Source organism: Rhizobium leguminosarum, from assembly GCF_010668065.1.
Taxonomy (GTDB): Bacteria; Pseudomonadota; Alphaproteobacteria; order Rhizobiales; family Rhizobiaceae; genus Rhizobium; species Rhizobium leguminosarum_S.
Genome location: NZ_WUEN01000008.1, coordinates 108,763 through 132,194, shown reverse-complemented (window position 1 = coordinate 132,194; position 23,432 = coordinate 108,763). Strand labels below are relative to the sequence as shown.

Genomic DNA, 23,432 nt, shown 5'->3' with positions numbered 1-23,432 from the left:
GTCAATCTGCGGCGCTTTTTTCGACCTCCTCCGGCACCTCGCGGAAATGATCGGCCCTGCGGGATACGCGCTCGTAGAATTCAGCCAGACCGCCGATCACCTGCACAGCCCTGAGCTTTGCCGTACCGATAAGCTTTCGGCTATTCCTTGAGTGTGATTGCAGGGCCTGCATCAACTGATTGTGGACGACCTTGAGCGCGGCAAATTCCAGAGATGCTGCGACCCGCTCATCGCCGACAACGGCGAGGATCTGTGTCCGGCTGCTCTTCCCCTTTAGCTGGAGCGCGCCGGCCTCGATCAGCGCCATTCCCGGCACTGACCGTGCCGTGCTGTCGGAAATGAGGATATCGAAGCCGACCTCCTTGCAGGAGGACTCGATTCGAGCCGCAACGTTGACGGCATCTCCGACAGCCGAATAGTTGAAGCGGGTCTTGGCGCCCATATTGCCAACGCAGGCAAGGCCAGTATGAATGCCGATGCCGATGCTGACTTCCTGATCAGGCCCGAAGCCAAAGGCGTCGCCGGCGTTCAATTCGGCGAGCGTCTCGCGCATGGCAAGCGCTGCGCGAACAGCCTTGGCTTCGTGATCCGCCACATCGACGGGCGCATTCCAGAATGCCATGATCGAATCGCCGATGAACTTGTCGAGCGTGCCCTCATTCGCCACGACATGGCGGCTCAACGCATCGAGCAGCGTGTTCAGGAAAGCGACGACATCCGTCGGCGCCAGCCGCTCGCTCATTTCGGTGAAATTCCTGACGTCGACAAACATCATCGTCAACTCGCGGTCGTCTCCGCCGAGACGCAATGCGTCGCGATTATGCTCGATACGGTGGAGCAGCGACGGGGAAAGATAATGTCCGAAGGCGCGCCGCACCTCGCGTCGCTCTCGATCGATCACCAGGATCTTGAACGAGGTCGCGGCAAAATGGATGATCGATCCGCTGACGATCGGAGCCAGTGGATCGAAGAGAAGCCCTGCATAAAGAAACGAGAACCAGGACGCCACCAGCGCCATCGCCGTGATCAGCAGCCCGCAGATCAGAGCGACGGCGGGGCTGACGAAGGTCGTCACCACGACGAGCAGGCAGCCGAGCACCGCGATCAGCAGGATTTCCAGCCCGTCGGCCCAGTCGGGCCGCGACAGGAAATGGCCGGAGAGGATCTGCTCGACGGCCTGCGCATGCAGCGAAACGCCGGGAACGTTCTCGCCGAGCGCGGTGACGCGAATGTCCTGCAGGCCGGCCGCCGATGTGCCGATGAAGACGATGCTACCGTCGATTGCGGCCGCGACCTCGGGAGAGGCCCCGTCGGCCGCGAGCACCTGACGGGCGGATATGTATCGCTCGGCCCGGTCGGGGCTGACATAGAGCCAGAGTTCGCCCGCCGCCGTCAGCGGCACGACGAAATCCCCGATCTTTGCCGATGTCATGATGCCGGCGCGATCGGGCGCGCCCGATAGCACATAGGTCGACGCCCCCTGCGCCACACGTAGAGCCTCGATCGCGAGATTCGGATAGAGCTGTTCACCGTCTGTCAGGAACAGCGGCACCGCCCGCACCACCGGCGAGGGATTGCCGGGGTTGAGGCTGATATGGCCGAGCCCCGCCGCATTGGCCTCCAATTGCGGTCTGAGCGGCGTCGAGGCGCCGAGATAGGGCGGAGCCGAGACAGGGCTTTCGCCGGTGAAGGCGAAGCCCGCTTTGACAGGCGGCCGGTAGTTGCCCTCGTTGGAAAGACCGAAGCCGAGCACGACGGGTTTTCCGGCAATCGAACGGGCGAATATCTCGTCATTGTCTGGCAGCTTCTCGGCCAAGGAAGGATCCACACCAGCAACGTCGCGCACAACATTGCGCGGCGACAGCCGGTCCGGCTCGGCGAACAGAACATCGAAGGCAATGGCTGAGGCACCCATCTCCGAAAGCCGGTCCACCAGCAGGGCCATCCGGTCCCGCGGCCACGGCCACTGGCCGAATTCGCGCAGCGACGTCTCGTCGATGTCGATCACACGGACCGGCATCGGCTCGAAGGTCCTGGGAACCAGCCGCTGATACTCGTCGAAAGTCACGCCGCGGATCAGCTTGAAAATCCCAGGATCGCCGGCCCGGAGGATCGTCAGCATAGCCACGATCGCCAGGCCGATAACGACACCGATTTGCTGCGCGCGCGTCATGATCTCACTGGCTGCCCCCCGACGGCCGACAGAACGGCCAGCACCTGCCGGCAGACAGGCTACGCCGCTTTCGATCCAAACGCCATTCGCAGATGCATAAGGACGCTGTCTTTTCAGCCTCCCGCATTTCGCTTTCCGGCGGATGGCGGGGAACCGTCGTCAATCAGGCCACGCCTCCAGTTTTGGCCTGGCTTTTGCCTGGATGACAAGGCTTCGACCTTGCCCGGCGCGCAGCGAAATGTTCTTGTAACGATCGAAAATCGGATGCTTTTTCGAGAGAAGGATGAAGGTCGCCGTGATTTCCGAATCCGCCGCACGCCGCAGCGGCTACTGGCTGATTGTCGTCGTGCTGGCAATGCTCGCAGGGCTGCCGCTTGCCGTCTGGCTTGATATCAGCGATCTCTCGGGGAATACCCTGCGCCGTCAGGCGCGCGACATGAGCTCGCTGATATCGAGCATCCGCTCCTATTATTCCGCGAATGTCGTGGGGCGTGTTCTCGCCGCCCATGCCAGCGGCGCGACCGGAGGCACGGTCGTCTCTCATACTTACGCGAATATTCCAGGCGCCATCCCGCTGCCGGCCACGCTCTCCCTGGAACTCGGCGACGTCATCAAGGAGCAGCAGGCCAATATCACCTACCGTTTCGTCTCCGACCTGCCGTTCAAGAGCCGCGCATCCCACGAGCTCGACGATTTCGAGAGACAAGCGCTCGCCGCGTTGCGCGCCAACCCCCAGCAGACGCTGAACGATCTCACCCGCGTCGGATTGACCGATACCTTGCGGTTCATCACCCCCGTGGTCATGGGCCAGGCCTGCGTTGCCTGTCACAATACCCATCCCGAAAGCCCGAAGACCGATTGGAAAGTGGGCGATGTGCGCGGGATTCAGGAAGTCGTCATCAGGCAGCCCTATGCGAGCAACGTCTTCGCCTTCAAATACCTGCTCTGCTATTTTCTTTTCGTCGCCATCATCGGCATCAGCTTCATTCTGCTCCAGCGGCAGCAGACGCGCGCAATCCACAACGCCAACCACGAGCTGGAAACGGCGAACGAATTCCTCGCCAGCGTTTCCCTGAAGATCTCGCGCTATCTCTCGCCGCAGATCTACAAAAGCATCTTCAGCGGCCAGAAGGACGTCGTCGTTCATACAGAGCGCAAGCGCCTGACGATCTTCTTCTCCGACATCAAGGATTTCACCGCGACCACCGAACGTCTCCAGCCGGAGGCCCTGACGGAGATGCTCAACGAATATCTGACCGAGATGTCGAACATTGCGCTGGAGCATGGCGGCACGGTGGACAAGTTCATCGGCGATGCCATGCTGGTCTTCTTCGGCGACCCCGAAACGAAGGGTCCGGAGGAGGATGCGAAAGCATGCCTGCGCATGGCCGTCGACATGCAGCGCCGTCTCGGCGAGCTCAAGGACAGATGGCGCAGAAACGGTACCGAGGAGCCTTTCGTCGTCCGCATGGGAGTAAACAGCGGTTATTGCAACGTCGGCAATTTCGGCAGCAGCGACCGCATGGACTATACGATCATCGGGGCGGAGGCCAATCTGGCGGCGCGGCTGCAATCGATCGCCCAGGGAGGAGAAATCGTCATCAGCTACGAAACCTATGCGCTGGTGAACGATATCGTCGACGCCCATCCTCTGCCGCCGATCACGATGAAGGGCATACAGCGCGAGATCGTGCCCTACACGGTGGATGGGCTGACACTCGGCGCGGACCATAAGAGCCGCGTTCTGAGCGAGCACCTCTCCGGCCTCGACCTGCATCTGGATATGAGCCGGCTGGAGCCCGCCGACCGTCTCCGGGTCCGGACGGCTCTCAAGGAGGCGATCGCCGCGCTGGACGAAGCTCTGCCCGAGGCCGCCAAATCGTAACCGGACAGAGGGCGAGGCGTGATTTTTCCGCCAGCCTCCCATATCCATCTGGACTTCACGCACCCGATCTGCTATCTCGCATCACCAATCGCAAGGCTCCGGCCGCGCGAACGTTATTGTTTTGCCTCTGGCCGCTGCGCCGCCCCAGGCATCAACCAACCAAAGGAACGTGATTCTCGTGCAGGTACTTGTCCGCGATAACAATGTTGATCAGGCTCTCCGCGCTCTCAAGAAGAAGATGCAGCGCGAAGGCATTTTCCGCGAAATGAAGATGCGCGACTATTACGAGAAGCCGTCGCAGAAGCGTGCTCGCGAAAAGGCCGAGGCTGTTCGTCGTGTTCGCAAGCTGGCCCGCAAGCGCGCCCAGCGCGAAGGTCTGGTCGCAGCACGCTGAGCGTTGCCGTCGTTTTTTCGACGTTTTCAGATGCATTGTGGCGGGGGCGATGGGTTCGCCGCCGCCTTTTTTAGTTTGCCGCTGAAGATCGCATATCCGCGCACCGGATATGCCGCATGGGGAAAGCGAGCCCGAATGGCTGTCAACACCTTTAATCCGTCCCGCGCTTTGCGCTTGCAGAAAACCGCATTCCTGCCCGCTTTGGCGCTGGCGGCAATGTTCGGCCTCGCCGGCTGCGAGACGACCAATACTACGGATGCCGTGATCCGCATCGACAAGGCGCAGGGTTCGGAAGAGAATATCGCTTCGCTGACGGCGGTCATCAACGCCAATCCGAGGGATCCCGAAGGTTACAACGTCCGTGGTTCCGCCTATGGCCGCGCCGGCCAGTTCCGCCCGGCGCTGAACGATTTCAACACGGCATTGCAGATCAACCCGCGGTTTTTCCAGGCATACGCCAACCGCGCTCTCGTCTATCGCAACATGGGCCAGCAGGCTCAGGCGATTGCCGATTACAATGCCGCCCTGCAGATCAATCCGAGCTACGACGTCGCCTATATCGGCCGCGGCAATGTCTATCGCATGGCCGGCCAGGACGATCAGGCTTTCAACGACTTCGACAAGGCGATCCAGCTCGGCACCACCGATGGCCGTGCCTATCACAATCGTGGCCTGCTCTATCAGAAGCGCAATCAGCAGGATAAGGCGATCGACGATTTCTCGAAAGCGATCTCGCTCGCGCCGAATTCGGCCGAGCCCTATAATGGCCGGGGCATTTCCTATGTCGCGCTGAACGACGACGACAACGCCTTTGCCGATTTCAACCATGCAATCGAGCTGAACGGCAACATCGCCGAATCCTGGGCCAATCAGGCGCTCGTCTACGAACGCCGCGGCGACAAGGCGAAGGCGGCCCGCTCCTATCGCCATGCGATCGGTCTCGATCCGAAGTACCAGCCGGCTCGTGACGGCCTTGCTCGCGTCGGCGTCGCCCCAGCCGGCTAAGAACATCATCGGACGGCCGCAACCGCCTCTTGCCGATGGCGCCGCTCATCGGGACTGCGGCCAAGTCTCTGATGGTTCAAACGAATCTTCCGGCCGTTAGATATCATCGAGGTGATATCGTGCCATGCCGGGCGGAGGAAGCGACGCTGCGGCAAAGCCGGCCGCACCGCCTTGCAAAGAGAAGCCGAAAAAGCGTCCATCCTCGGCGATGGGCTGTCATAGTGTGTTGCAACCTGCTCTAGCTCCCCCTAACATGGACATGCTTCGATAGCCCGCTATCGGATGTTCGAACACGTGTTGGGGGCGGTTTGCGAGAGATGCGGATCTTGGCTTTCCTGGCCGCAAGCCAAAACCGTTGCGGGCCAAGCGCATTACAGCGCCGCGCGTCTTTTCAAACGCGCGAAGGACGCTTTAGCACTTTGAATTCCTGCACGATTTGGTCCTTAAATCGATTCCGATTTCAGGAATTATGCATGTGCGCATGCGATGTGGCGTAACAGATGAAAATCGTAGCGCTGTTCTTTCCCAAGGCTTCGATCGGCACCTACCTCGTCGCCATGGCCGTGGCGATCGCACTGCCGATCTTCGCCTTCGTGGCGCTGCTCCTGCTGCAGTTGGAGGACAACCAGCGTTCGACGCTGAAGCGCGAGACGGCCCAGGATGCGCTTGCCCTTTCACGCATCATCGACCGCCAGCTTCAGGACATGGCGACGACGCTGCGGCTGCTTTCGAGTTCGCCGGAGCTTGAAAACGGCAATCTCGCCTCCTTCCATGAGCGCACGGAAACGGCCCTCAGAGACAATACGCTTTTCGTTATCGCCGTCGACCGCAGCGGCCAGCAACTGCTGAACACCCGTCGGGCGTTCGGCACGCCGCTCGGCCAGACGGCGAATATCCCCGCCCTCGAGGCGGTCATGGCGTCCGGTCGCATCGAAGCGTCCGACGTCTTTCGCGGCCGGACCAGCGGCGAATGGGTCTATAACGTCACCCTGCCGCGAAAGAACGAGCCGGTCGCAGCCCTTATCATCACGCAGAACGCCCAGGATCTGGGCAAGCTTGTGACCACCGAGGGCCTTGCCCCCGGCTGGTCGGCCGCCGTCATCGATGAGAGCGGCCACGTCGTCGCGGCCACTGGCCCCGCCAATCTCGAACCCGGCACACCTTTCGATCCGCGCATTCTGCCGGCGCTCACCGTCTCCCGCGGCGTCTTCGAGGACGAGGCGATCCTGCCGCACATGCTCCTCGGTTATGCCCAGATTCCCGGCTGGTCGTGGAAGACGGTAATCTGGGGACCGATCGCCCAGGCTTCGATCCTCAGCACCTGGCGTTTCCTGATCATCGGCGGTGTGGCACTTGTGCTCGTCGCCGTGCTGGCCGCCTATGCCGTCGCAAGACAGGTGCGCACCACCATCCGCGATATCGCCGACATGGCGAACCGCATGGGCGAAGGCCATATCGTCTCGCCGGTCGAGACCAGCGTCATCGAGGCGAACCAGGTGGCGATTGCCCTTTCGAATGCCTCTTTCGACCGTAGCCAGACCGAGGATCGGCTGCGTTTCGTCATGCACGAACTCGTCCATCGCACCAAGAATCTTCTGACACTTGCCCAGGCGATGATGCGCCAGCTCGCCAAGCAGTCCGACAGCGTCGAGACCTTCCGCGCCGCCGTCGCCGACCGCCTCGAGGGATTGGTGCGTTCGATCGAACTCCTGACCAGCGAACAATGGGGAGGGGTATCGCTGCGGCGGGTCGTCGACATCCATTTGCACGCCTTCCCGCAATCGCGCGAGCAGATCGACATCAGCGGCGAAGACTTCGTGCTGAAACCGGATGCCGTGCAGAATCTCGGTCTCGCCTTGCATGAACTCGCCACCAATTCGGTGAAATACGGTGCGCTCTCCGTACCGCAAGGCCGTGTCCGCTTCGAATGGCGTGACGTCAGCGAGGAGGACAAGCCGGATGCCCTGCTCCGTTTCACCTGGGAAGAGCGCGGCGGCCCGCCGGTCACCGAGCCATCGCGCTCGGGCTTCGGCACGACCGTTATCAAGGCTCATGCCGCCTCCGCCTTTCGCGGCACGGTTGAGATCGATTTCCGGCCCGAAGGCCTGTTATGGGTGCTGACGGCGCAGCGCGCCACGCTGGAGCGGGAATAGAGCGCCGCGCGTCTCTTTAGACGCGCGAAGGACGCTCTATCACTTTGAATCTGCGTCCCGGAACAATCGCTACCTCCACCCGTTTCGGACAGGTCGTTCCAAAGGAGAAAGACCATGTTCAAGCAAACGATGATCGCAGCCGCGGCTCTTACAGCCGCTGCCTGGGCGAGCCCGGCGGGCGCGGAAAACTATGTCACGCTTGGCCGTCTGGTCTGCGGATCGGATGGCGGCCAAGGTCTGATCGTCACCTCGCAGAAGAACCTTATCTGCACCTATACGCCATCGGCCAGCGGCGCCAAGGCGGTCTATGCCGGAAAAATCGAGAAATTTGGCCTCGATATCGGCCAGACCGGCAAGAGCGTCATGATCTGGCAGGTGCTGGCAAAGACCGGCACGGATATCCCGCAATTCGCCCTTGCCGGCGAATATTACGGGATCGGCGCCGATGCGAGCATCGGTGCAGGCGCCGGCGCCAAGGTCATCGCCGGCGGCACCGACAAGGCCTTCATGCTGCAGCCATTGAACGTCCAAGCTCAGGAAGGCCTGAACCTGGCGATCGGCGTCGAAAAGATGACACTCGTGCCGGGAGAGACCTGACGAAAAGCGGCCGGCCAGAAGGCAGACAGCAGTGGCGTGCCGCATAAATCAAACAGCCGCCCGAAGGGCGGCTGCATTGGCGTTGATCAATGCGCGAGCGCCTTGTTGATATCCTCGGTCATCTTCTTCGCGTCACCGAGCAGCATCATCGTGCCGTCCTTGTAGAACAGCGTATTGTCGATGCCGGCATAACCCGAGCCGAGCGAGCGCTTGACGAAGAGGCAGGTCTTTGCCCGGTCGACGTCGAGGATCGGCATGCCGTAGATCGGCGAGGTCTTGTCGTCGCGCGCCGCCGGATTGGTGACATCGTTGGCACCGATGACATAGGCGACGTCGGCCTGGGCGAATTCCGAGTTGATGTCCTCGAGCTCGAAAACCTCGTCATAGGGAACATTCGCTTCGGCGAGCAATACGTTCATGTGGCCGGGCATGCGGCCTGCGACCGGGTGGATTGCATATTTCACCTCGACGCCGTTCTTCTTCAGATTATCGGCGAGCTCGCGCAGCGCATGCTGGGCCTGGGCGACCGCCATGCCGTATCCCGGCACGATGATGACCTTCGATGCATTGGCCATCAGATAGGCCGCATCCTCGGCCGAGCCGAGCTTGACCGTCCTGTCTGATGTATCCGGTCCGCCGGACGCCGTCTCACCGCCGAAACCGCCGAGGATGACGGAGACGAAGGAGCGGTTCATACCCTTGCACATGATGTAGGAGAGGATCGCGCCGGAAGAACCGACGAGTGCGCCCGTGATGATCAGCGCCAGATTGCCGAGCGTGAAGCCGATGCCGGCCGCGGCCCATCCTGAATAGGAGTTCAGCATCGAGACGACGACGGGCATATCGGCCCCGCCGATCGGCACGATCAGCAGGACGCCGAGCGCCAGCGACAGCGCCACGACGGCCCAGAAGTCGAAATGGCTTTCGGTGGCGGCAAGCCCGACGATGAAGAGTACGATCAGCACCAGCAGGCTCGCATTGATCACATGCCGGTAGGGCAGCAGGATCGGCTTGCCGGACATGCGTCCGTCGAGCTTCAGGAAGGCGATGATCGAGCCGGTGAAGGTCAGCGCCCCGATCGCCACGCCGAGCGCCATCTCGACGCGTGCCTCGGTGTGGATGTGACCGATCTCGCCAATGCCGAAGGAAGCAGGCGTGTAAAGCGCCGAAGCCGCGACAAGCACGGCGGCAAGGCCAACCAGCGAATGGAAACCGGCGACGAGCTGCGGCATCGAGGTCATGGGGATGGTGCGGGCGACATAGGCGCCGACGCTGCCGCCGATGGCAAGGCCAAGGACGATCAGCACGAAGCCGCCGAAGTCAGGCGTCGCCAGCACCAGCGTCGTCAGGATCGCGATCCCCATGCCGATCATGCCGTAGAGATTGCCCTTGCGGCTGGTGGCCGGATGCGACAGGCCGCGCAGCGCCAGGATGAAGAGCACGCCGGAGACGAGGTAGAGGAAGGCTGCGATATTGGTCATCGGTCCCTCACCGGTCCTTCTTGCGGTACATCGAAAGCATCCGCTGCGTGACGAGGAAACCGCCGAAGATGTTCACCGAGACGAGCACGAGGGCGACGAAACCGAAACCGGTCGCAAGCCCGCTGGTCGAGATGCCGACCGCCAGAAGCGCGCCGACGACGATGACGGAGGAGATCGCATTGGTGACGGCCATCAGCGGCGTATGCAGTGCCGGCGTCACCGACCACACGACGTAATAGCCGACGAAGATCGACAATACGAAGATGGCGAGCTGGAAGACGAAGGGATCGATCGCCCCGCCGGTCGCAGCACTTGCCGCCTCCGGTGCCTGTGCCGCCGCCGTGATCACGGCGGTCACCGCCTGGTCAAGCTGCTCCAGCGCTCTGTCCATTGCTTCACTGGCCATCAGATGTCTCCCTTCTTCGCGCCGCCGAAGGCGGGATGAACCACATCGCCGGCATAGGTCAGCATCGTCGCCTTGACGAGCTCGTCGTCGAGATTGACGACGACGCTCCGGGTTTCCTTGTTGACCATGGTCTCGAGGAAGGTGACGAGGTTCTTGGCATAGAGCGCCGAGGCACTGGCCGAAACCCGGCCCGGCATGTTGGCGAAACCGATCACCCTGACGCCTTCGACATCGGCGATCTCGCCGGGGACGACGCCCTCGATATTGCCGCCGCGCTCGACCGCGAGGTCGACGGCGACCGCACCTGATTTCATCGAGGCGAGCATGGCGCGCGAAACGAGCCGCGGCGCCGCACGACCGGGGATCAGCGCGGTGGTGATGACGATATCCTGCTTGGCGATGTGTTCGGCAACCAGAGCCGCCTGTTTCGCCTGATAGTCGGCGGACATTTCCTTGGCATAGCCGCCGGCCGTTTCCGCCGCCTTGAACTCTTCGTCCTCGACAGCGATGAACTTGGCGCCGAGCGAGGCGACCTGCTCCTTGGCAGCAGGGCGAACGTCGGTGGCCGAGACCGCAGCACCCAGACGGCGCGCGGTCGCGATCGCCTGAAGACCGGCGACGCCGGCGCCCATGACGAAGACCTTGGCGGCCGGCACGGTACCGGCGGCCGTCATCATCATCGGCATGGCGCGGTCATAAACCGCCGCCGCCTCGATGACGGCCTGGTAACCGGCGAGATTGGCCTGGGACGACAGCACGTCCATGGACTGGGCGCGGGTAATGCGCGGCATCAGTTCCATCGCGAAAGCCGAAAGCCCGGCACTTGCGAGTGCCGCGATCGCTTCGTCATTGCCGTAAGGGTCCATGATGGCGATGATCACGGCGCCGCTTTTATAGCCGGAGATTTCCGATCCGCTGGGACGGCGCACCTTCAGCACCACGTCGGCCGAGGCTGCATCCGCAAAACTGCCGATCCTGGCACCGGCGGCCTCGAACTCCCCGTCCGGAATACGCGAAGCCGCACCGGCACCGGCTTCGACGACGACGTCGAAGCCGAAATTCTTCATCTTCTTCACTGTCTCGGCGGAGGCGGCGACGCGCGTCTCCTCGTCCGTGTTTTCCCTTGCAACGAAAACGATATTGCCCAACTGCCCCCTCCTCCGGGTCAGCCAGACCGCCGCAGGCTTCCCTGCGCGGGCCAAGCACCTCATTCAAAAAGCTTCGGAGAAGCTCTCCTCCCCTCAGAGCGCCGTGCGTCCTATCGGACGCACAAAGGACGCTCTGACCCTCTGAATCTACGCGATCAGCGGAGCAGGAAGATGCCGGCAGCGAGTAGAATGATAAAGACGAAGAGACCGCCGAGAAGGCCGGCGCCGCCGAAGAAACCGGCGGTCATAGCAAGCAGGAGGACGATGAGAAGCATCGAGCCGTATTTCGCGCTGGCGATGAACATGTCGTAGGTCTTTTCATGTTCTTTGTAATCCATCGGCGCGCCGGTCTCGACCGGTCCGGTATGATGTTCGGCCATAAATATCGTCTCCCTGAAATGCCTCTGCGCTGCTTGATTCCCTAGCTTGAGCGAGGGAAATCCCTTCCTGCAGGGATTACACAATGACTGGCGAAAGCGCAATGCATGAGAATGCCGCAGGCGCGTCGCAGCGACCTCATCCGGACGAGAAGACGACCTCAACGGTCGGATGAAAGGAGGTCCGGCGACAGATGCGGTTTTCGCCTGTCGTCCACGCCTCATCTGCCCTGACCGGCATCGTCTCTCTATCGCGGAGACAGGGAAGTCACAGCGGCAGATCGGTGCCAAGTTCGCCTGGCGGCACGAAGCGCGCCGTCGGAATGATTGTGAGCGGCGGCAGCGTGTCGTTCGGAGTGCGCGAAAACATCATACGCTGCTCGCTGGCGCTGGAGATGAAGAAGGGATAGCGCGTTAACAGCTTGCGCCCGACCTCGACCACATTCGTCGCCATCAGCGTCACGTCAACCCCGTAACTCTCCGCCAGTCGGCCGGGCACGATGGTATCGGCATAGAAGACCCGTTTGTAGAAGGCGGCATGCGGGGGCCGGACGGACTGAATAACGCGGTCAGCCCGGAAATACGCTGCCGCAACGATGGCGGGTCTCAGCGTCAGATAGGGAACCCATGGCATGTTGGCGGCGAGCTCCGGATCGGCCGCGAAACGCGCCGGGTCGATCAAGGTCAGCCCGGCGTCCAAAAGCTCATCCATTGCCTCGGGAAAGGCCTCTCCGGACCGGCTGATACGATGCTCCGGCGTCACATAGTGAATTCGGATCGTACTGACCAGTTCACCATAATAGTACAGACCGAAGATATAGGCATGGCTGTCGAAATCGACATCGTCCAATAGACCTTCCGGGGCAAGCGACAGCGCGTCGTGGGCCTTGTAGGCCTTGTAGCGCAGCCGCTCCATGTCCTCCATGTCTTCACTGCTTTCGACACGGCGATATTCGACGTGATCTAGAATTTCCAGGATTTTCCTGCTGAAATCGCTACGCGTAAAAAGTGTGTCTGACATTCTCTCGATCCGCTCGTTAACGGATCATTAATCATACGCCGCCGATATATAGGCAAGAAAATCTGAAAATTTGGGTTGAATTTAAATTATTAAGGTTAACGGCGCGCAAGATTTTCGGCTGGGATAACCAGTCACTTGCAGGCGGCTCAGGCGACCTTGTTGCGACGGCGCTGGACGGTGCGGCGGCCGATGCCTTCTTGTAGCAGCGTGATGTTCTGGGAAGGCACCGGCCGCGAGAAAACGTAACCCTGCACGAGATCGGCGCTGCGGTGCTTGTTGAGCAGCGCCAGTTGCTCCTCGGTCTCGACGCCCTCGATGACAATCTTCAGGCCCAGTTCGCGGGCGAGATTGACCGTGCCGCGCAAGAGCTTGAGGCGGCGCGCATCCTCGACGATGTTGCGCACGAAGGACCGGTCGATCTTGACGATATCAAGCGGCAGCGTGTCGAGATAGCTGAGGCTGGAGAAACCGGTGCCGAAATCGTCGATGGCAATGGTGATGCCGCGGGACCTGAGCTCCGCCAGGATGGCGCGCACCGCCGCCGGCTCGTCGATCAGGCAGCTCTCGGTGACTTCGAGATGCAGTCGTGCCGCGGCGAGGCCGGAATGGGCAAGCGCCTCGGCAACCACCGAAAGGATGTCGGCATCGCGCAGATCCCGCGCCGAAAGGTTGACCGAAACGGCGATATGTTCCGGCCAGTTCATGCATTCGCTGCACGCCTGGAACAGCACGAAGCGGGTGATGTCGGAGATGATGCCCATATCTTCGGCGAGCCGGATGAAGACATCGGGGGGGATCGAGCCCCTCTCCGGATGCACCCAGCGCGCCAAGGCCTCGGCACATTCGATCCGCGAGCCGTCGGCCCGGAACATCGGCTGGAAGACGAGATGCAGCGCCTGCGCCGAGACCGCGTCGCGCAGATCCGCCTTCAGCTTCTGTTGCTCGATATAGCGGCCGTCCATCTCCCGCTCGAATCCTGAGATGCCGCCCTTGAAGCGCGACTTGCTTTCGAACAGGGCAAGATCCGCCTTGACGCTCCATTCGTCCATCGCGAACGCGTCGCTTTCGAGAATCGCGTAGCCGGCGCTGAGCGAAACGAGAAAAGTCACTTCGTCGACCTCGTAGTTACCCTGGATCGCGGCATGAACGCGGCGGATTTCACGGTCGAGCGAGACCTGCTCCTTCGCACGCGGGAAGAACAGAATGAACTGATCGCCCATCAGCCGGCCGAGGATGGCATTACCGGAAGCCTGCTTGATGCGGGCGGCGATAGCGCAGAGCAGATGGTCGCCGGTCACATGGCCGCGCATGTCGTTGACATGTTTGAACTCGTCGATATCGAGCACCATGAAGCCGAGCGGCCCGTTCTTCTTCGGAGACTTGGCAAAATACTCCTGCACCAACTGGCCGAAATATTGCCGGTTGGGCAGGCCGGTCAGCGCGTCGAAGCGCACCATGTGCAGGATCTTCTGCTCCGCCTTCACCCGGCTTGACACGTCCTCGAAGATCAGCACGGCGCCGCCGTCGGCCCTGCGGCTGGCGGAGAATTCGAGCGACAGGCTCTCGGGAAAATGAATGAGCGTGCGCGACAGGCTACCCTCGGCGACCTGGGTGAGCTGGCGCAGGATGAGCTCCGGCTGCGAGGCATCCATGAAGCTGTAGCGCGCGCCGTAGCGCAGCACGGCGCCGAGGTCGCGGTCCTTCAGCCGCTCCGGCGCACCGATCTTCAGAAGCTCGCAGGCCTTGCGATTGACCACCTGGATGCGGTTTTCGGCATCGACCATGACGAGGCCGTGCGGCATGTTGTTGAGCGCCGTATCGAAACGGTCGGCAATGATGGTGATTTCCCGGCGCGCAATGACGTTCTCATAGAGAAACTCGCGCACGCCGTTCGCCATGGCCCGCGTCGTCAGCCAGAAAGGAATGAGGAGGATTGACAGCAGGCCGCGATAGAAATCCAGCGCCAGCAGGCTGCAGACGATCATCGGCAGGCAGCAGAAGAACGTCTGGAGGTCGACTGCGAAGCGCGAGCCGTAGTTGCGGCCGACGACGGAAACCATGGTCGCCATGGTGACGGAAATGCAGGCAAGCTCGGCAAAGGAATCGCGCACGACGAAGATGGCGTAGCCGCTGGCGAGGCCGAGGAGCGCGGTGGTGCAGGCTCCACTGGAAACGAGAATCCACTCCCAACGCTCGATGCCGGCGTGCGAGAGGCTCTCCTTATCCACACGATCGAACTGCCGGAAGATGGCCATACGAGCGCCGAAGACCAGAAGGAAGGCGACCGACAGCAGGATGTAGATCGAGTACTGCGTCTTGGCAGCCACTGCAAGGCACGTCGCAACATGCACGATCACGCCAACAAGAAGCGTCATGCGGTTCCCGGAAAGGGAACTCACAAACGACAGATAGACATCTATAGGGACCCTGTTCGGGTTATCTGGCTTCATCCACACTTTCCCTGTGCGCGGGAATTCTAAGCTCAACCCTTTAAAAATTGATTTCAATGGAATCAAACATTTGGTCAAATTTTCTAAAACCATAGGGTGAACCGCACAGCCTACGCGCGTTATTGCAGCCTACTGGCGAGATTATTGAAATAATTTATCCACGCCTGGGTTGTTGAAATATTTGACGGCCATATGGTCCGACGTGCGCACCTAAGACTATACTCCAACGCGAGGCATTTATCCTTCCAATTTCAAAGGCCGTGGTCTACATCGATTGCAAGAGGGAAAAGCTGCCGGAAAACCGGCGGGACAAGAATAAGGGGAGGCGAATGTCGGTACTTCTGGCCGCAAGCCGGCTGATCGATTCGATCAGTCAGTTCATGGGCAAACTTTCCGAATACATGGTGCTGTTCTGCTGTCTGATCAGCGCCGGTAACGCCATCGTCCGTTATGCCTTCAACTACAGTTCGAACGGCTGGCTGGAGATCCAGTGGTATCTCTTCGCCTTCGTCGTCATGCTCGGCGCCTCGCATGCGCTGCGCAACAATGAACATGTCCGCGTCGATCTGATCTATGGTTCGGTTTCCGACAGGGCGAAGATCTGGATCGACATCGTCGGCCTCATCGTCTTCCTCCTTCCCGCATGCGTCTATCTCACCTGGCTGTGCTGGCCCTTCTTCGCGCTCTCCTACCATCAGGGGGAAATATCGGGCAATGCCGGTGGGCTGATCCGCTGGCCCGTCAAGCTGATCCTCGTCGCCGGCTTCGCATTGCTCTCCCTTCAGGGCCTCTCGGAACTGGTCAAGCGGATCGCAGCGCTCACCGGCTATATCAGCATCGATACGAAATACGAAAAGCCGCTGCAGTAACGCGGGCTGGGAGACACGGATTTGTTTGATTTCGGCATCATCCCGCCGGCCATGTTCCTGGGCATGATCATCTTCATGCTCTACGGCTTTCCGGTCGCCTTTTCGCTCGCCGCCGTCGGTTTGTTTTTCGCCATCATCGGCATCGTCACCGGCCATTTCGGCGAGGTCTTCCTGCAGGCTCTGCCGCTGCGCTTCTTCGGCATCCTTTCCAACGACCTCCTGCTCGCCATTCCCTTCTTCACCTTCATGGGCGCGGTACTGGAGCGCTGCGGCCTGGCCGAGGACCTGCTCGAAGGCACCGGCAAGCTCTTCGGTGGTATACCCGGGGGCCTTGCCTATGCCGTCATCCTCGTCGGCGCCGTACTCGGCGCGATTACCGGCACGGTGGCCGCCTCCGTCATCACCATGGGGATGATCTCGCTGCCGATCATGCTGCGCTACGGTTACAACCCGCGCCTTGCCACCGGCGTCATCGCCGCCTCGGGCACGATCACCCAGGTGATCCCGCCCTCGCTCGTGCTCGTCGTTCTCGCCGATCAGCTCGGCAGGTCGGTCGGTGACATGTATCTCGGCGCGATCGGCCCCTCGATCCTGCAGGTGACGATCTTCGTGCTCTTCATTCTGGTGATGTCGATTATCCGGCCGAAATCGATGCCGCCACTGCCGAAAGAGGTGCGCGGCGATTTCAACTGGGCACTGCTGATGAAGGTGCTGATGGGCATGGTCCCCTCGATCGTGCTGATCTTCCTGGTGCTCGGCACGATCTTCATGGGCCTTGCAACGCCGACGGAAGCAGGCGCGCTCGGCGTCGTCGGCGCCATTGTGCTTGCCGCCATGAATCGCCGCCTCACCTGGCCGCTGATCCGCGAAGCCATGTCATCGACCACGCACATCACATCCATGGTGGTGATGATCCTGATCGGCTCCACCTGTTTCAGCTTGGTCTTCCAGGGCATGGACGGCTCGCGCTGGATCGAGCACATGCTGTCGGGCATTCCCGGCGGCCCGGTCGGTTTCCTGATCTTCGTCAACATCTTCATCTTCGTGCTCGCCTTCTTCCTTGATTTCTTCGAGATCGCCTTCATCGTCATCCCGATGCTCGCACCCGTCGCCTCCAGTCTCGGCATCGACCTGATCTGGTTCGGCGTCCTGATCTGCGTCAACATGCAGACGAGCTTCATGCATCCGCCCTTCGGCTTCGCACTCTTCTACCTGCGCTCGATCGCCAGCAAGGACGTCAAGACCTCGGATATTTACATGGGGGCTCTCCCCTGGGTCGGCATGCAGCTGATCCTGGTGGCGATCGTGATCTTCTGGCCGCAATCGGTCACCTATTGGCTGGATCACGGCCCGAAGGTTGACCCGAACTCGATCAAGATCGAAGTCCCGGGCTTCGGCGGCCAGCTCGGCCTGCCGCCACTGGGCGGCGGCGGCAATGGCTCGCCGCAGATCCCAGGCCTGACCCTGCCGCCGCTGAACGGCCTGCCGGGAGCACCGCCGCCACCGGCCAAATAGCCCAGCAAAAGCAAAACCCCGGATGGAGATCCGGGGTTTTGTTATTGCGCTCGTCTGAAGCGTCGACGGCGGAAAGCTTAAAGCTTTCCGGCCCGCTGCTGGATCATCATGAACGTATCGAAGGTGTACTCCGACAGCTGCATCCACAGATAGGCGTCCCGCTTGAAGGCGGTCTGGTCGTCGTAGATCTTCTTGAAATACTGGTTCGTGCCCGAGATTTCGCTGTAGATGCCCGTCGCCGCCTGGAAGCAGGCTTCCATGATCTCCTGGCTGAACGGGCGCAACGTCGCGCCCTCCGCGACGAGCTGCTTCAGCGCGGTCGGGTTCTTCGTGTCGTACTTCGCCAGCATGTTGGTGTTGGCGAAGGCGCAGGCATCGGTCAGCGCTGCCTGATAATGCTTGGGCAGGCTGCTCCATTTTTCGAGATTGAAGAACCCATGCACCGTCGGGCCACCTTCCCACCAGCCCGGATAATAGTAGTACTTGGCCACCTTGTGGAAGCCGAGCTTCAGGTCGTCATAGGGGCCGACGAATTCCGCCGCATCGATCGTGCCTTTTTCCAACGCCGGATAGATGTCGCCGCCGGCGATCTGCTGCGGGATGACGCCGACCTTCTCCATGACGCGGCCGGCAAGGCCGGCAATGCGCATCTTGACGCCCTTGAGGTCATCGAGCGTATTGATTTCCTTGCGGAACCAGCCGCCCATCTGCGCACCGGTATTGCCGGCCGGCAGGGCATACATGCCCTGCGTGGCATAAAACTCATTCATCAGCTTGTTGCCGTTGCCTTCATAGTACCAGGCATTGGTCAGACGGCTGTTCAGCCCGAACGGAATGGCCGTTCCGATGGCATAGGTCGGGTCCTTGCCGACGAAATAATAGGAGGTGGTATGGGCTGCCTCGACCGTGCCGGCGGCAACGGCATCGACGGCCTGCAGACCCGGCACGATTTCACCGGCCGCGAAAGGCTGGATCGTGAAATTGCCGTCCGTTGCGGCGGCGACATGCTTGGCGATGTCCTCGGCGCCGCCATAAATCGTATCCAAGCTCTTCGGAAACGACGATGTCATGCGCCACGCGATCTTCGGATTCTCCTGCGCGATCGCAGGCGCTGCCAATGCCGTTGCGGCAACCGCACCGGCGCCGGCGGTTCCCGCCTTCTTGAAAAACGAACGACGATCCATCAAAAACCTCCCGTATAGATGGTACTGCGCGGGCGATCTTCACCCCTACCCGCAGCAAGGGCAAACCTAAGCATGGCGGGGGCCGCGATTCAAGCTTTAGTCTATTAGCCTTTGGCATCAAGACGGCAATAAGGCAGCCCGCACGTATCCATCAGAATCAGCGGCTTAGCCGTAAACCGGAAAGGCAGGTGCCGCTTCCGCCGCAATTTGGCCGTCTGACACAGCCAAGCGTTGACTTGACGGCCGATCAGGCCGAAGAAACGACGAGAATAGAGATTTTGACCGGGGCTGATATGACGAAACCGATCGTTGCCATTCCTGCCGATATCCGCAGCTTCGACGGCGCGACCTGGCATGCCGTGCAGCATCAATATCTGCGTGCCGCATTGAACGCATCCGGTGTCATGGCCTTCATCATCCCCGCTTTCGAGGAGGGCTACGATACCGATGCGATCCTCGACCGCGTCGATGGTCTGCTGGTCTCCGGTTCGGCCAGCAATGTTCATCCCTCGCTCTACGGTGCCGAGGCGAATGATAAGGACGGCCCGTTCGACCCCGCCCGCGACGCCACCAGCCTGCCGCTCATCCGCCGCGCCATCGACCGCGCTATCCCGCTGCTTGCCATCTGCCGCGGCATCCAGGAACTGAACGTCGCCCTCGGCGGCTCGCTGGCAAGCGAGATCCAGGAGCAACCCGGCATCTGGGACCACCGCCGGCCGGAAGTCGTCGATCGGGACGGCATGTACGCCATTCGCCAGACCGTCCACGTCAAGGAAGGCTCCTGCATCGCCGGCATTCTCGGCCCGGGCGAAATCCGCGTGAATTCCCTGCATCGCCAGGCAATCGCCAGAACCGCCCCGCGCCTGCAGGTGGAAGCGATCGCCGAGGACGGCACGGTGGAGGCCGTTTCCGTCATCGACGCCAAGGCTTTTGCCGTCGGCGTGCAATGGCATCCGGAATATTGGGCTGAAACCGACAAGTCTTCGAACCAGCTGTTCGCCGCTTTCGGCGACGCCGTCCGCAGCTATGCCGCGGCCAAGCTGCCGATCATGTCAGCGCAGGCGATCGCCTGACGGCGCGGCGCCGGCGAAGCACCATATCTGTTACTTGGCAAGCATCGTGCGCCGTGCCAACCACCTAAGCCTTCTGCGGCGTCTCCGGCACCGGCGTCAGCGCCGCACCCTTCTCGAACCAGGCAATGAGATTGTCGGCGACGAGATCGGCCATTGCATTGCGTGTCGGCACGGACGCGGAGGCGACGTGCGGCAGCAGCACGGCATTTGTCGGTTCCAACAGGTCGGCCGGTACGGTCGGCTCTTCATAGAAGACGTCGAGACCGGCAGCCCCGAGCGCGCCGGAAGCAAGCGCCGCACTCAGCGCCTCCTCGTCCACCGTCCAGCCGCGGCCGACATTGACGAGAATGCCGTCAGGACCGAGTGCTGCCAGAATATCGGCATCGATCGTCTTGTGCGTCTGCGGCGTCTTCGGAACGATGGCGATCAGCGTGTCCACCGCGTCCGCCAGCCCCTTCAGCGTCGGGTGATAATCGTAGGACACATCGGCATGGCGCGAACGCGTGTGATAACTGATCTTCACCTTGAACGGCTCCAACCGCTTGGCGATTTCGAGCCCGATGCGGCCAAGGCCGTAAAGCCCGACATGCCGGCCCTTGAGCGAGAAACGCGACAGCGGATAGGCCGTGCCCGGCTTCCAGTTGCCGGCACGCAGCCAGGCTTCGGCCCGCGGCAACTCGCGGACCGTGTTCAGCAGCAAGCCGATCGCCGTATCGGCGACCTCGTCGTTCAGCACATCAGGCGTATTGGTGACGACAATGCCTTTTTCGGCGGCATATTTCACGTCGACACCGTCATAACCGACGCCGAAATTGGCGATCACCTCGACGCGCGGCAGCTGGTCCATCCAGGCGCCCGGGAAGGAACCGGACACGGCGACGCCGCGGACGCGGCCGGCAATCTCGCCGTCAAGCGCAAGCGTCTCCTCGCGCGGGACGGCGATAATCTCAAAACGATCCTTCAACCTTTCGAGAACACGCTCGTGTATCTTCCCAGGAACGAGAATGGCGATGCGGGACATGGCTTTTCCTCTTGGATGGCAGTCGTGGTTCAGGCGCGCGGCCGATGGGGACTGGTGGACTGGCGAATGCGCATTTCCGGCTTGATCAGATGCATGCCATCAGGCTCATGGCTGCCGGCAAGGCGATCGAGCAGCGCCCGGGCGGCCAGGCGCCCGACCTCGGCCTGACCGTTCCAGACGGTCGTTAGCGCAGGCGTAGCGATCGAGGCCTCCTCGAGATCGTCGTAGCCGGTGACGGAAATATCGCGTCCCGGCACCAGGCCGGCGCGCGCAATGCCGTTCATCAGGCCGATCGCCACGAGATCGTTCCAGCAGACGGCTGCGGTCGGCTTCTGCGGCAGCGAAAGGAAATGCACTGCAGCCTCGAAACCGCCCTGTTTCGAGCGCGGACCGGGAATGCGCAGGTTCGGATCGACCTCGATGCCGGCCTTGCGCAGCGAATTGACATAGCCCTGGTAGCGATCGCGGCCGGTGGATGTCTGGTCCGTGCCGCCGATCATGGCGATCGAGCGATGACCGAGCCCGATCAGGTGGTTGGTGGCAAGCGAGATACCGTAGCTGTCGTCGCCGCGATAGGTCGGCAGGTCCTGCCCTTCCATCGAGCGGGCGACCAGGATCGCCGGCATGCCGTTGTCTTCCGCCAGTTGCACGTCTTCCGGCGGCGTACCGATCGCCGGCGACATGATGACGCCGTCGCCGCCGAGCTGCAGCAGCGTCTCGATAAAGGTGCGCTGCTTTTCGACATTGTCGTAATGGTTGGAAAGGATGAAGGTGTGCCGGCTGCGGTCGAGCTCGCTTTCGATCGCCTTCAGGATCTCCCCGTAGAAGGGGTTCATGATGTCGTGCACGACGACGCCGATGATGCCGGAGCGTGAGGTCCGAAGGCTGGCGGCACGGCGATTGTAGATATAGCCGAGCGCGCGCGCTTGTTCCTTGATCTTCTCCCGGGTATTGCCGGCAACGAGCGGACTGTCGCGTAAGGCAAGCGATACGGTCGCCGTTGAAATGCCGAGCGTTTCGGCGATTGTCGAAAGCTTGATCTTCTGGACCACGTGTCCTCCTCCAGGCAGCACGTACGCAGCAAGACCCCGCCAGCAAACCGGCGCGGCCCTTAAAATGTTTAATTAAAAGATTTAATCGATGGAAGCAATTCGTCTTTCGGGGAAATTTCAGTCTTCGTCCGGTTCTTCGATATGAATGGCTTCCGCCTGCAGATTGGCATCGATCGCCTTCAGCAGGCGGACGAGATTGCGGATTTCCTTCTCGGAGAACTCCTGCGTCGCCAGCATGTCGCAGGCCGAAGCCGCCATCTCGATCCCCTGCACGCTGCCACGGCCGAGTTCGGTGAGATAGACCTTGGTGAGGCGCGCATCTTCCGCATCGGGCTTGCGCTCGAGAAAGCCCTGCGCCTCCATGCGGCCGATCGTGCGCGTCATCGTCGGCGCCTTGACCCCGAGCTTCTGGGCAAGGCCGCCCGCCGTCATGCCGTCGCTCTCGGCAAGCGAGAGAATGACGCCGTCCTGGCCGGCATAGAGCCCGCTTTCAAGCAGGTTGCGCGAGAGCACCGTCCGCATGGAACGCGCCGCCTGGGTCAGGGCCGGGGAGAGATCGACGAGCGTATACTCGGTCTGGTCCTTCTTCTTGGACTTGTTCTTTTTGCCGTCCTTGTGCTTCTTTCCCATAGCCATCCCTTTGATCTTTAAGCCCCGACGCCGCTGCGATATGACATTGCTCAGGATCTCGTCATAAACAAGAGGCAACGACCGGATGATGACACCTTCGCCGCGCTTCGAGGACAGCAACCCAGCCTTTGCACCTGACGAGCGCCATCTGATCGCCGTGTTGCCGCTCGGCGCCCATGAACAGCACGGCCCTCACCTGCCCTTCGAAACCGACACCCTGATTGCCGAAGGCATCGTCGAGCGATTGAAGATAGCCCTGCCCGCCGGCCGGCCGGTCACCTTCCTGCCTGCCGAATCTGTCGGCTATTCCGTAGAGCATGTGGATGTTGAAGGAACGAAGACGCTTGCCTTCGACGAAGCGGTATACCGCTGGCTCGGCATCGCCGAGGGGCTGGCAAAGCAGGGTATCCGCAAATTCGTGATGCTGAACGCCCATGGCGGCAATTCGCCCGTCATATCAATCGTCGCGACCGAGGCGCGGGTCCGCTTTGCCATGCTGGCGGTGGCGACGAGCTGGACCCGTTTCGGCGTGCCGGATGGCGTGATCACGCCGGAGGAAAAGGCGATCGGCATCCATGGCGGCGATATCGAGACCTCGGTGATGCTGGCGCTTCATCCCGACAAGGTGGATATGGCGAAGGCGGCGGACTTTTCCTCGCGACAGACGGAATTCGCCGAGAGTTTCAAGCATCTGCGCGCCTACGGGCCGCACGCCTTCGGCTGGAAGATGTCGGATCTCAACACGCAAGGCGTGGCGGGCAATGCCGCAGCTGCGACGGCAGAGAAAGGCGAGGCGCTGATTGCCCATGCGGTAAAAGGACTGGTGGAATTGCTGAGCGATGTCGATGCATTCGATGTCGCGCAACTCAGGTGAATATGGGTCATCTGCGCCGCGCAAACGATGTGATCTTATAACATTATAAAACCCTTTGAACTGCCACGCTCAAGCCATTATATGAGACCAACCGTTCAAGCAGCCGATCCCAAGCCGCTCGGCC

General features: G+C 61.4%; 20 protein-coding genes. 9 read left to right on the top strand and 11 right to left on the bottom strand.

From position 1 onward, the window contains the following. Nucleotide 1 precedes the first annotated feature (1 nt). A complete protein-coding gene (locus GR198_RS21890; protein ID WP_029871868.1) occupies nt 2–2,173 on the bottom strand; it encodes a CHASE2 domain-containing protein in 2,172 nt (723 codons plus the stop codon). A gap of 283 nt (nt 2,174–2,456) precedes the next feature. On the opposite strand from GR198_RS21890, the gene GR198_RS21885 reads away from it, so the two are divergent. From GR198_RS21885 to GR198_RS21865, 5 genes are all read left to right on the top strand, one after another. After that, nucleotides 2,457–4,058 carry an adenylate/guanylate cyclase domain-containing protein gene (locus tag GR198_RS21885; protein ID WP_029871867.1) on the top strand — a complete coding sequence of 534 codons (1,602 nt, stop codon included), beginning with the start codon at nt 2,457–2,459 and terminating at the stop codon, nt 4,056–4,058. A 178-nt stretch (nt 4,059–4,236) separates the two neighbouring features. Further along, nucleotides 4,237–4,452, top strand: coding sequence for a 30S ribosomal protein S21 (gene rpsU, locus GR198_RS35925; RefSeq protein WP_003542939.1), 216 nt, complete (start codon nt 4,237–4,239; stop codon nt 4,450–4,452). 135 nt (nt 4,453–4,587) lie between these two features. After that, nucleotides 4,588–5,457, top strand: coding sequence for a tetratricopeptide repeat protein (locus tag GR198_RS21875; protein WP_029871866.1), 870 nt, complete (start codon nt 4,588–4,590; stop codon nt 5,455–5,457). A 500-nt stretch (nt 5,458–5,957) separates the two neighbouring features. After that, nucleotides 5,958–7,610: a sensor histidine kinase gene (locus GR198_RS21870; protein ID WP_029871865.1), complete on the top strand. Its 1,653-nt coding sequence runs from the start codon at nt 5,958–5,960 to the stop codon at nt 7,608–7,610. A 114-nt stretch (nt 7,611–7,724) separates the two neighbouring features. Further along, nucleotides 7,725–8,207, top strand: coding sequence for a DUF992 domain-containing protein (locus tag GR198_RS21865; RefSeq protein WP_029871864.1), 483 nt, complete (start codon nt 7,725–7,727; stop codon nt 8,205–8,207). 86 nt (nt 8,208–8,293) lie between these two features. Here the strand turns inward: GR198_RS21865 and GR198_RS21860 are convergent, their stop codons facing one another. The 6 genes from GR198_RS21860 to GR198_RS21835 form a co-directional block, all read right to left on the bottom strand. Then, nucleotides 8,294–9,688 carry an NAD(P)(+) transhydrogenase (Re/Si-specific) subunit beta gene (locus tag GR198_RS21860; protein ID WP_029871863.1) on the bottom strand — a complete coding sequence of 465 codons (1,395 nt, stop codon included), beginning with the start codon at nt 9,686–9,688 and terminating at the stop codon, nt 8,294–8,296. 7 nt (nt 9,689–9,695) lie between these two features. Next, nucleotides 9,696–10,094, bottom strand: coding sequence for a proton-translocating transhydrogenase family protein (locus tag GR198_RS21855; protein ID WP_003542949.1), 399 nt, complete (start codon nt 10,092–10,094; stop codon nt 9,696–9,698). After that, nucleotides 10,094–11,242, bottom strand: coding sequence for a Re/Si-specific NAD(P)(+) transhydrogenase subunit alpha (locus tag GR198_RS21850; RefSeq protein WP_029871862.1), 1,149 nt, complete (start codon nt 11,240–11,242; stop codon nt 10,094–10,096). The genes GR198_RS21855 and GR198_RS21850 overlap by 1 nt, the downstream gene beginning before the upstream one ends. Before the next feature lie 155 nt (nt 11,243–11,397). Then, on the bottom strand, nt 11,398–11,622 hold the full coding sequence (locus tag GR198_RS21845; RefSeq protein WP_003542954.1) for an aa3-type cytochrome c oxidase subunit IV: 225 nt from the start codon (nt 11,620–11,622) through the stop codon (nt 11,398–11,400). Between the two features lie 265 nt (nt 11,623–11,887). Further along, nucleotides 11,888–12,640: an N-acyl amino acid synthase FeeM domain-containing protein gene (locus GR198_RS21840; RefSeq protein ID WP_029871861.1), complete on the bottom strand. Its 753-nt coding sequence runs from the start codon at nt 12,638–12,640 to the stop codon at nt 11,888–11,890. 146 nt (nt 12,641–12,786) lie between these two features. After that, the gene (locus GR198_RS21835; protein ID WP_029871860.1) at nt 12,787–15,090 is read right to left on the bottom strand and encodes a putative bifunctional diguanylate cyclase/phosphodiesterase; all 2,304 of its coding nucleotides are present in this window, start codon (nt 15,088–15,090) and stop codon (nt 12,787–12,789) included. Between the two features lie 329 nt (nt 15,091–15,419). Between GR198_RS21835 and GR198_RS21830 the strand changes: the two genes are divergently transcribed. After that, a complete protein-coding gene (locus GR198_RS21830; protein ID WP_029871859.1) occupies nt 15,420–15,959 on the top strand; it encodes a TRAP transporter small permease subunit in 540 nt (179 codons plus the stop codon). Nucleotides 15,960–15,980: 21 nt separating this feature from the next. After that, entirely contained in the window at nt 15,981–17,474 is a 1,494-nt protein-coding gene (locus GR198_RS21825; RefSeq protein ID WP_029871858.1) for a TRAP transporter large permease, read from the top strand. Between the two features lie 77 nt (nt 17,475–17,551). Here GR198_RS21825 and GR198_RS21820 read toward each other — a convergent pair whose 3' ends face one another. After that, entirely contained in the window at nt 17,552–18,658 is a 1,107-nt protein-coding gene (locus GR198_RS21820) for a TRAP transporter substrate-binding protein (protein ID WP_003552852.1), read from the bottom strand. Between the two features lie 293 nt (nt 18,659–18,951). Here GR198_RS21820 and GR198_RS21815 point away from each other — a divergent pair, with 293 nt between their 5' ends. Continuing rightward, the gene (locus GR198_RS21815) at nt 18,952–19,731 is read left to right on the top strand and encodes a gamma-glutamyl-gamma-aminobutyrate hydrolase family protein (protein WP_164069578.1); all 780 of its coding nucleotides are present in this window, start codon (nt 18,952–18,954) and stop codon (nt 19,729–19,731) included. A 64-nt stretch (nt 19,732–19,795) separates the two neighbouring features. Here the strand turns inward: GR198_RS21815 and GR198_RS21810 are convergent, their stop codons facing one another. From GR198_RS21810 to GR198_RS21800, 3 genes are all read right to left on the bottom strand, one after another. Continuing rightward, nucleotides 19,796–20,752, bottom strand: coding sequence for a 2-hydroxyacid dehydrogenase (locus tag GR198_RS21810; RefSeq protein ID WP_164069577.1), 957 nt, complete (start codon nt 20,750–20,752; stop codon nt 19,796–19,798). A gap of 29 nt (nt 20,753–20,781) precedes the next feature. Beyond that, nucleotides 20,782–21,804, bottom strand: coding sequence for a LacI family DNA-binding transcriptional regulator (locus tag GR198_RS21805; protein ID WP_003542973.1), 1,023 nt, complete (start codon nt 21,802–21,804; stop codon nt 20,782–20,784). A gap of 117 nt (nt 21,805–21,921) precedes the next feature. Continuing rightward, nucleotides 21,922–22,434, bottom strand: a complete 513-nt coding sequence (locus tag GR198_RS21800) for a MarR family winged helix-turn-helix transcriptional regulator (RefSeq protein WP_164047472.1) — start codon at nt 22,432–22,434, stop codon at nt 21,922–21,924. A gap of 85 nt (nt 22,435–22,519) precedes the next feature. On the opposite strand from GR198_RS21800, the gene GR198_RS21795 reads away from it, so the two are divergent. Further along, nucleotides 22,520–23,308, top strand: a complete 789-nt coding sequence (locus tag GR198_RS21795) for a creatininase family protein (RefSeq protein ID WP_164047471.1) — start codon at nt 22,520–22,522, stop codon at nt 23,306–23,308. Nucleotides 23,309–23,432: the final 124 nt, after the last annotated feature.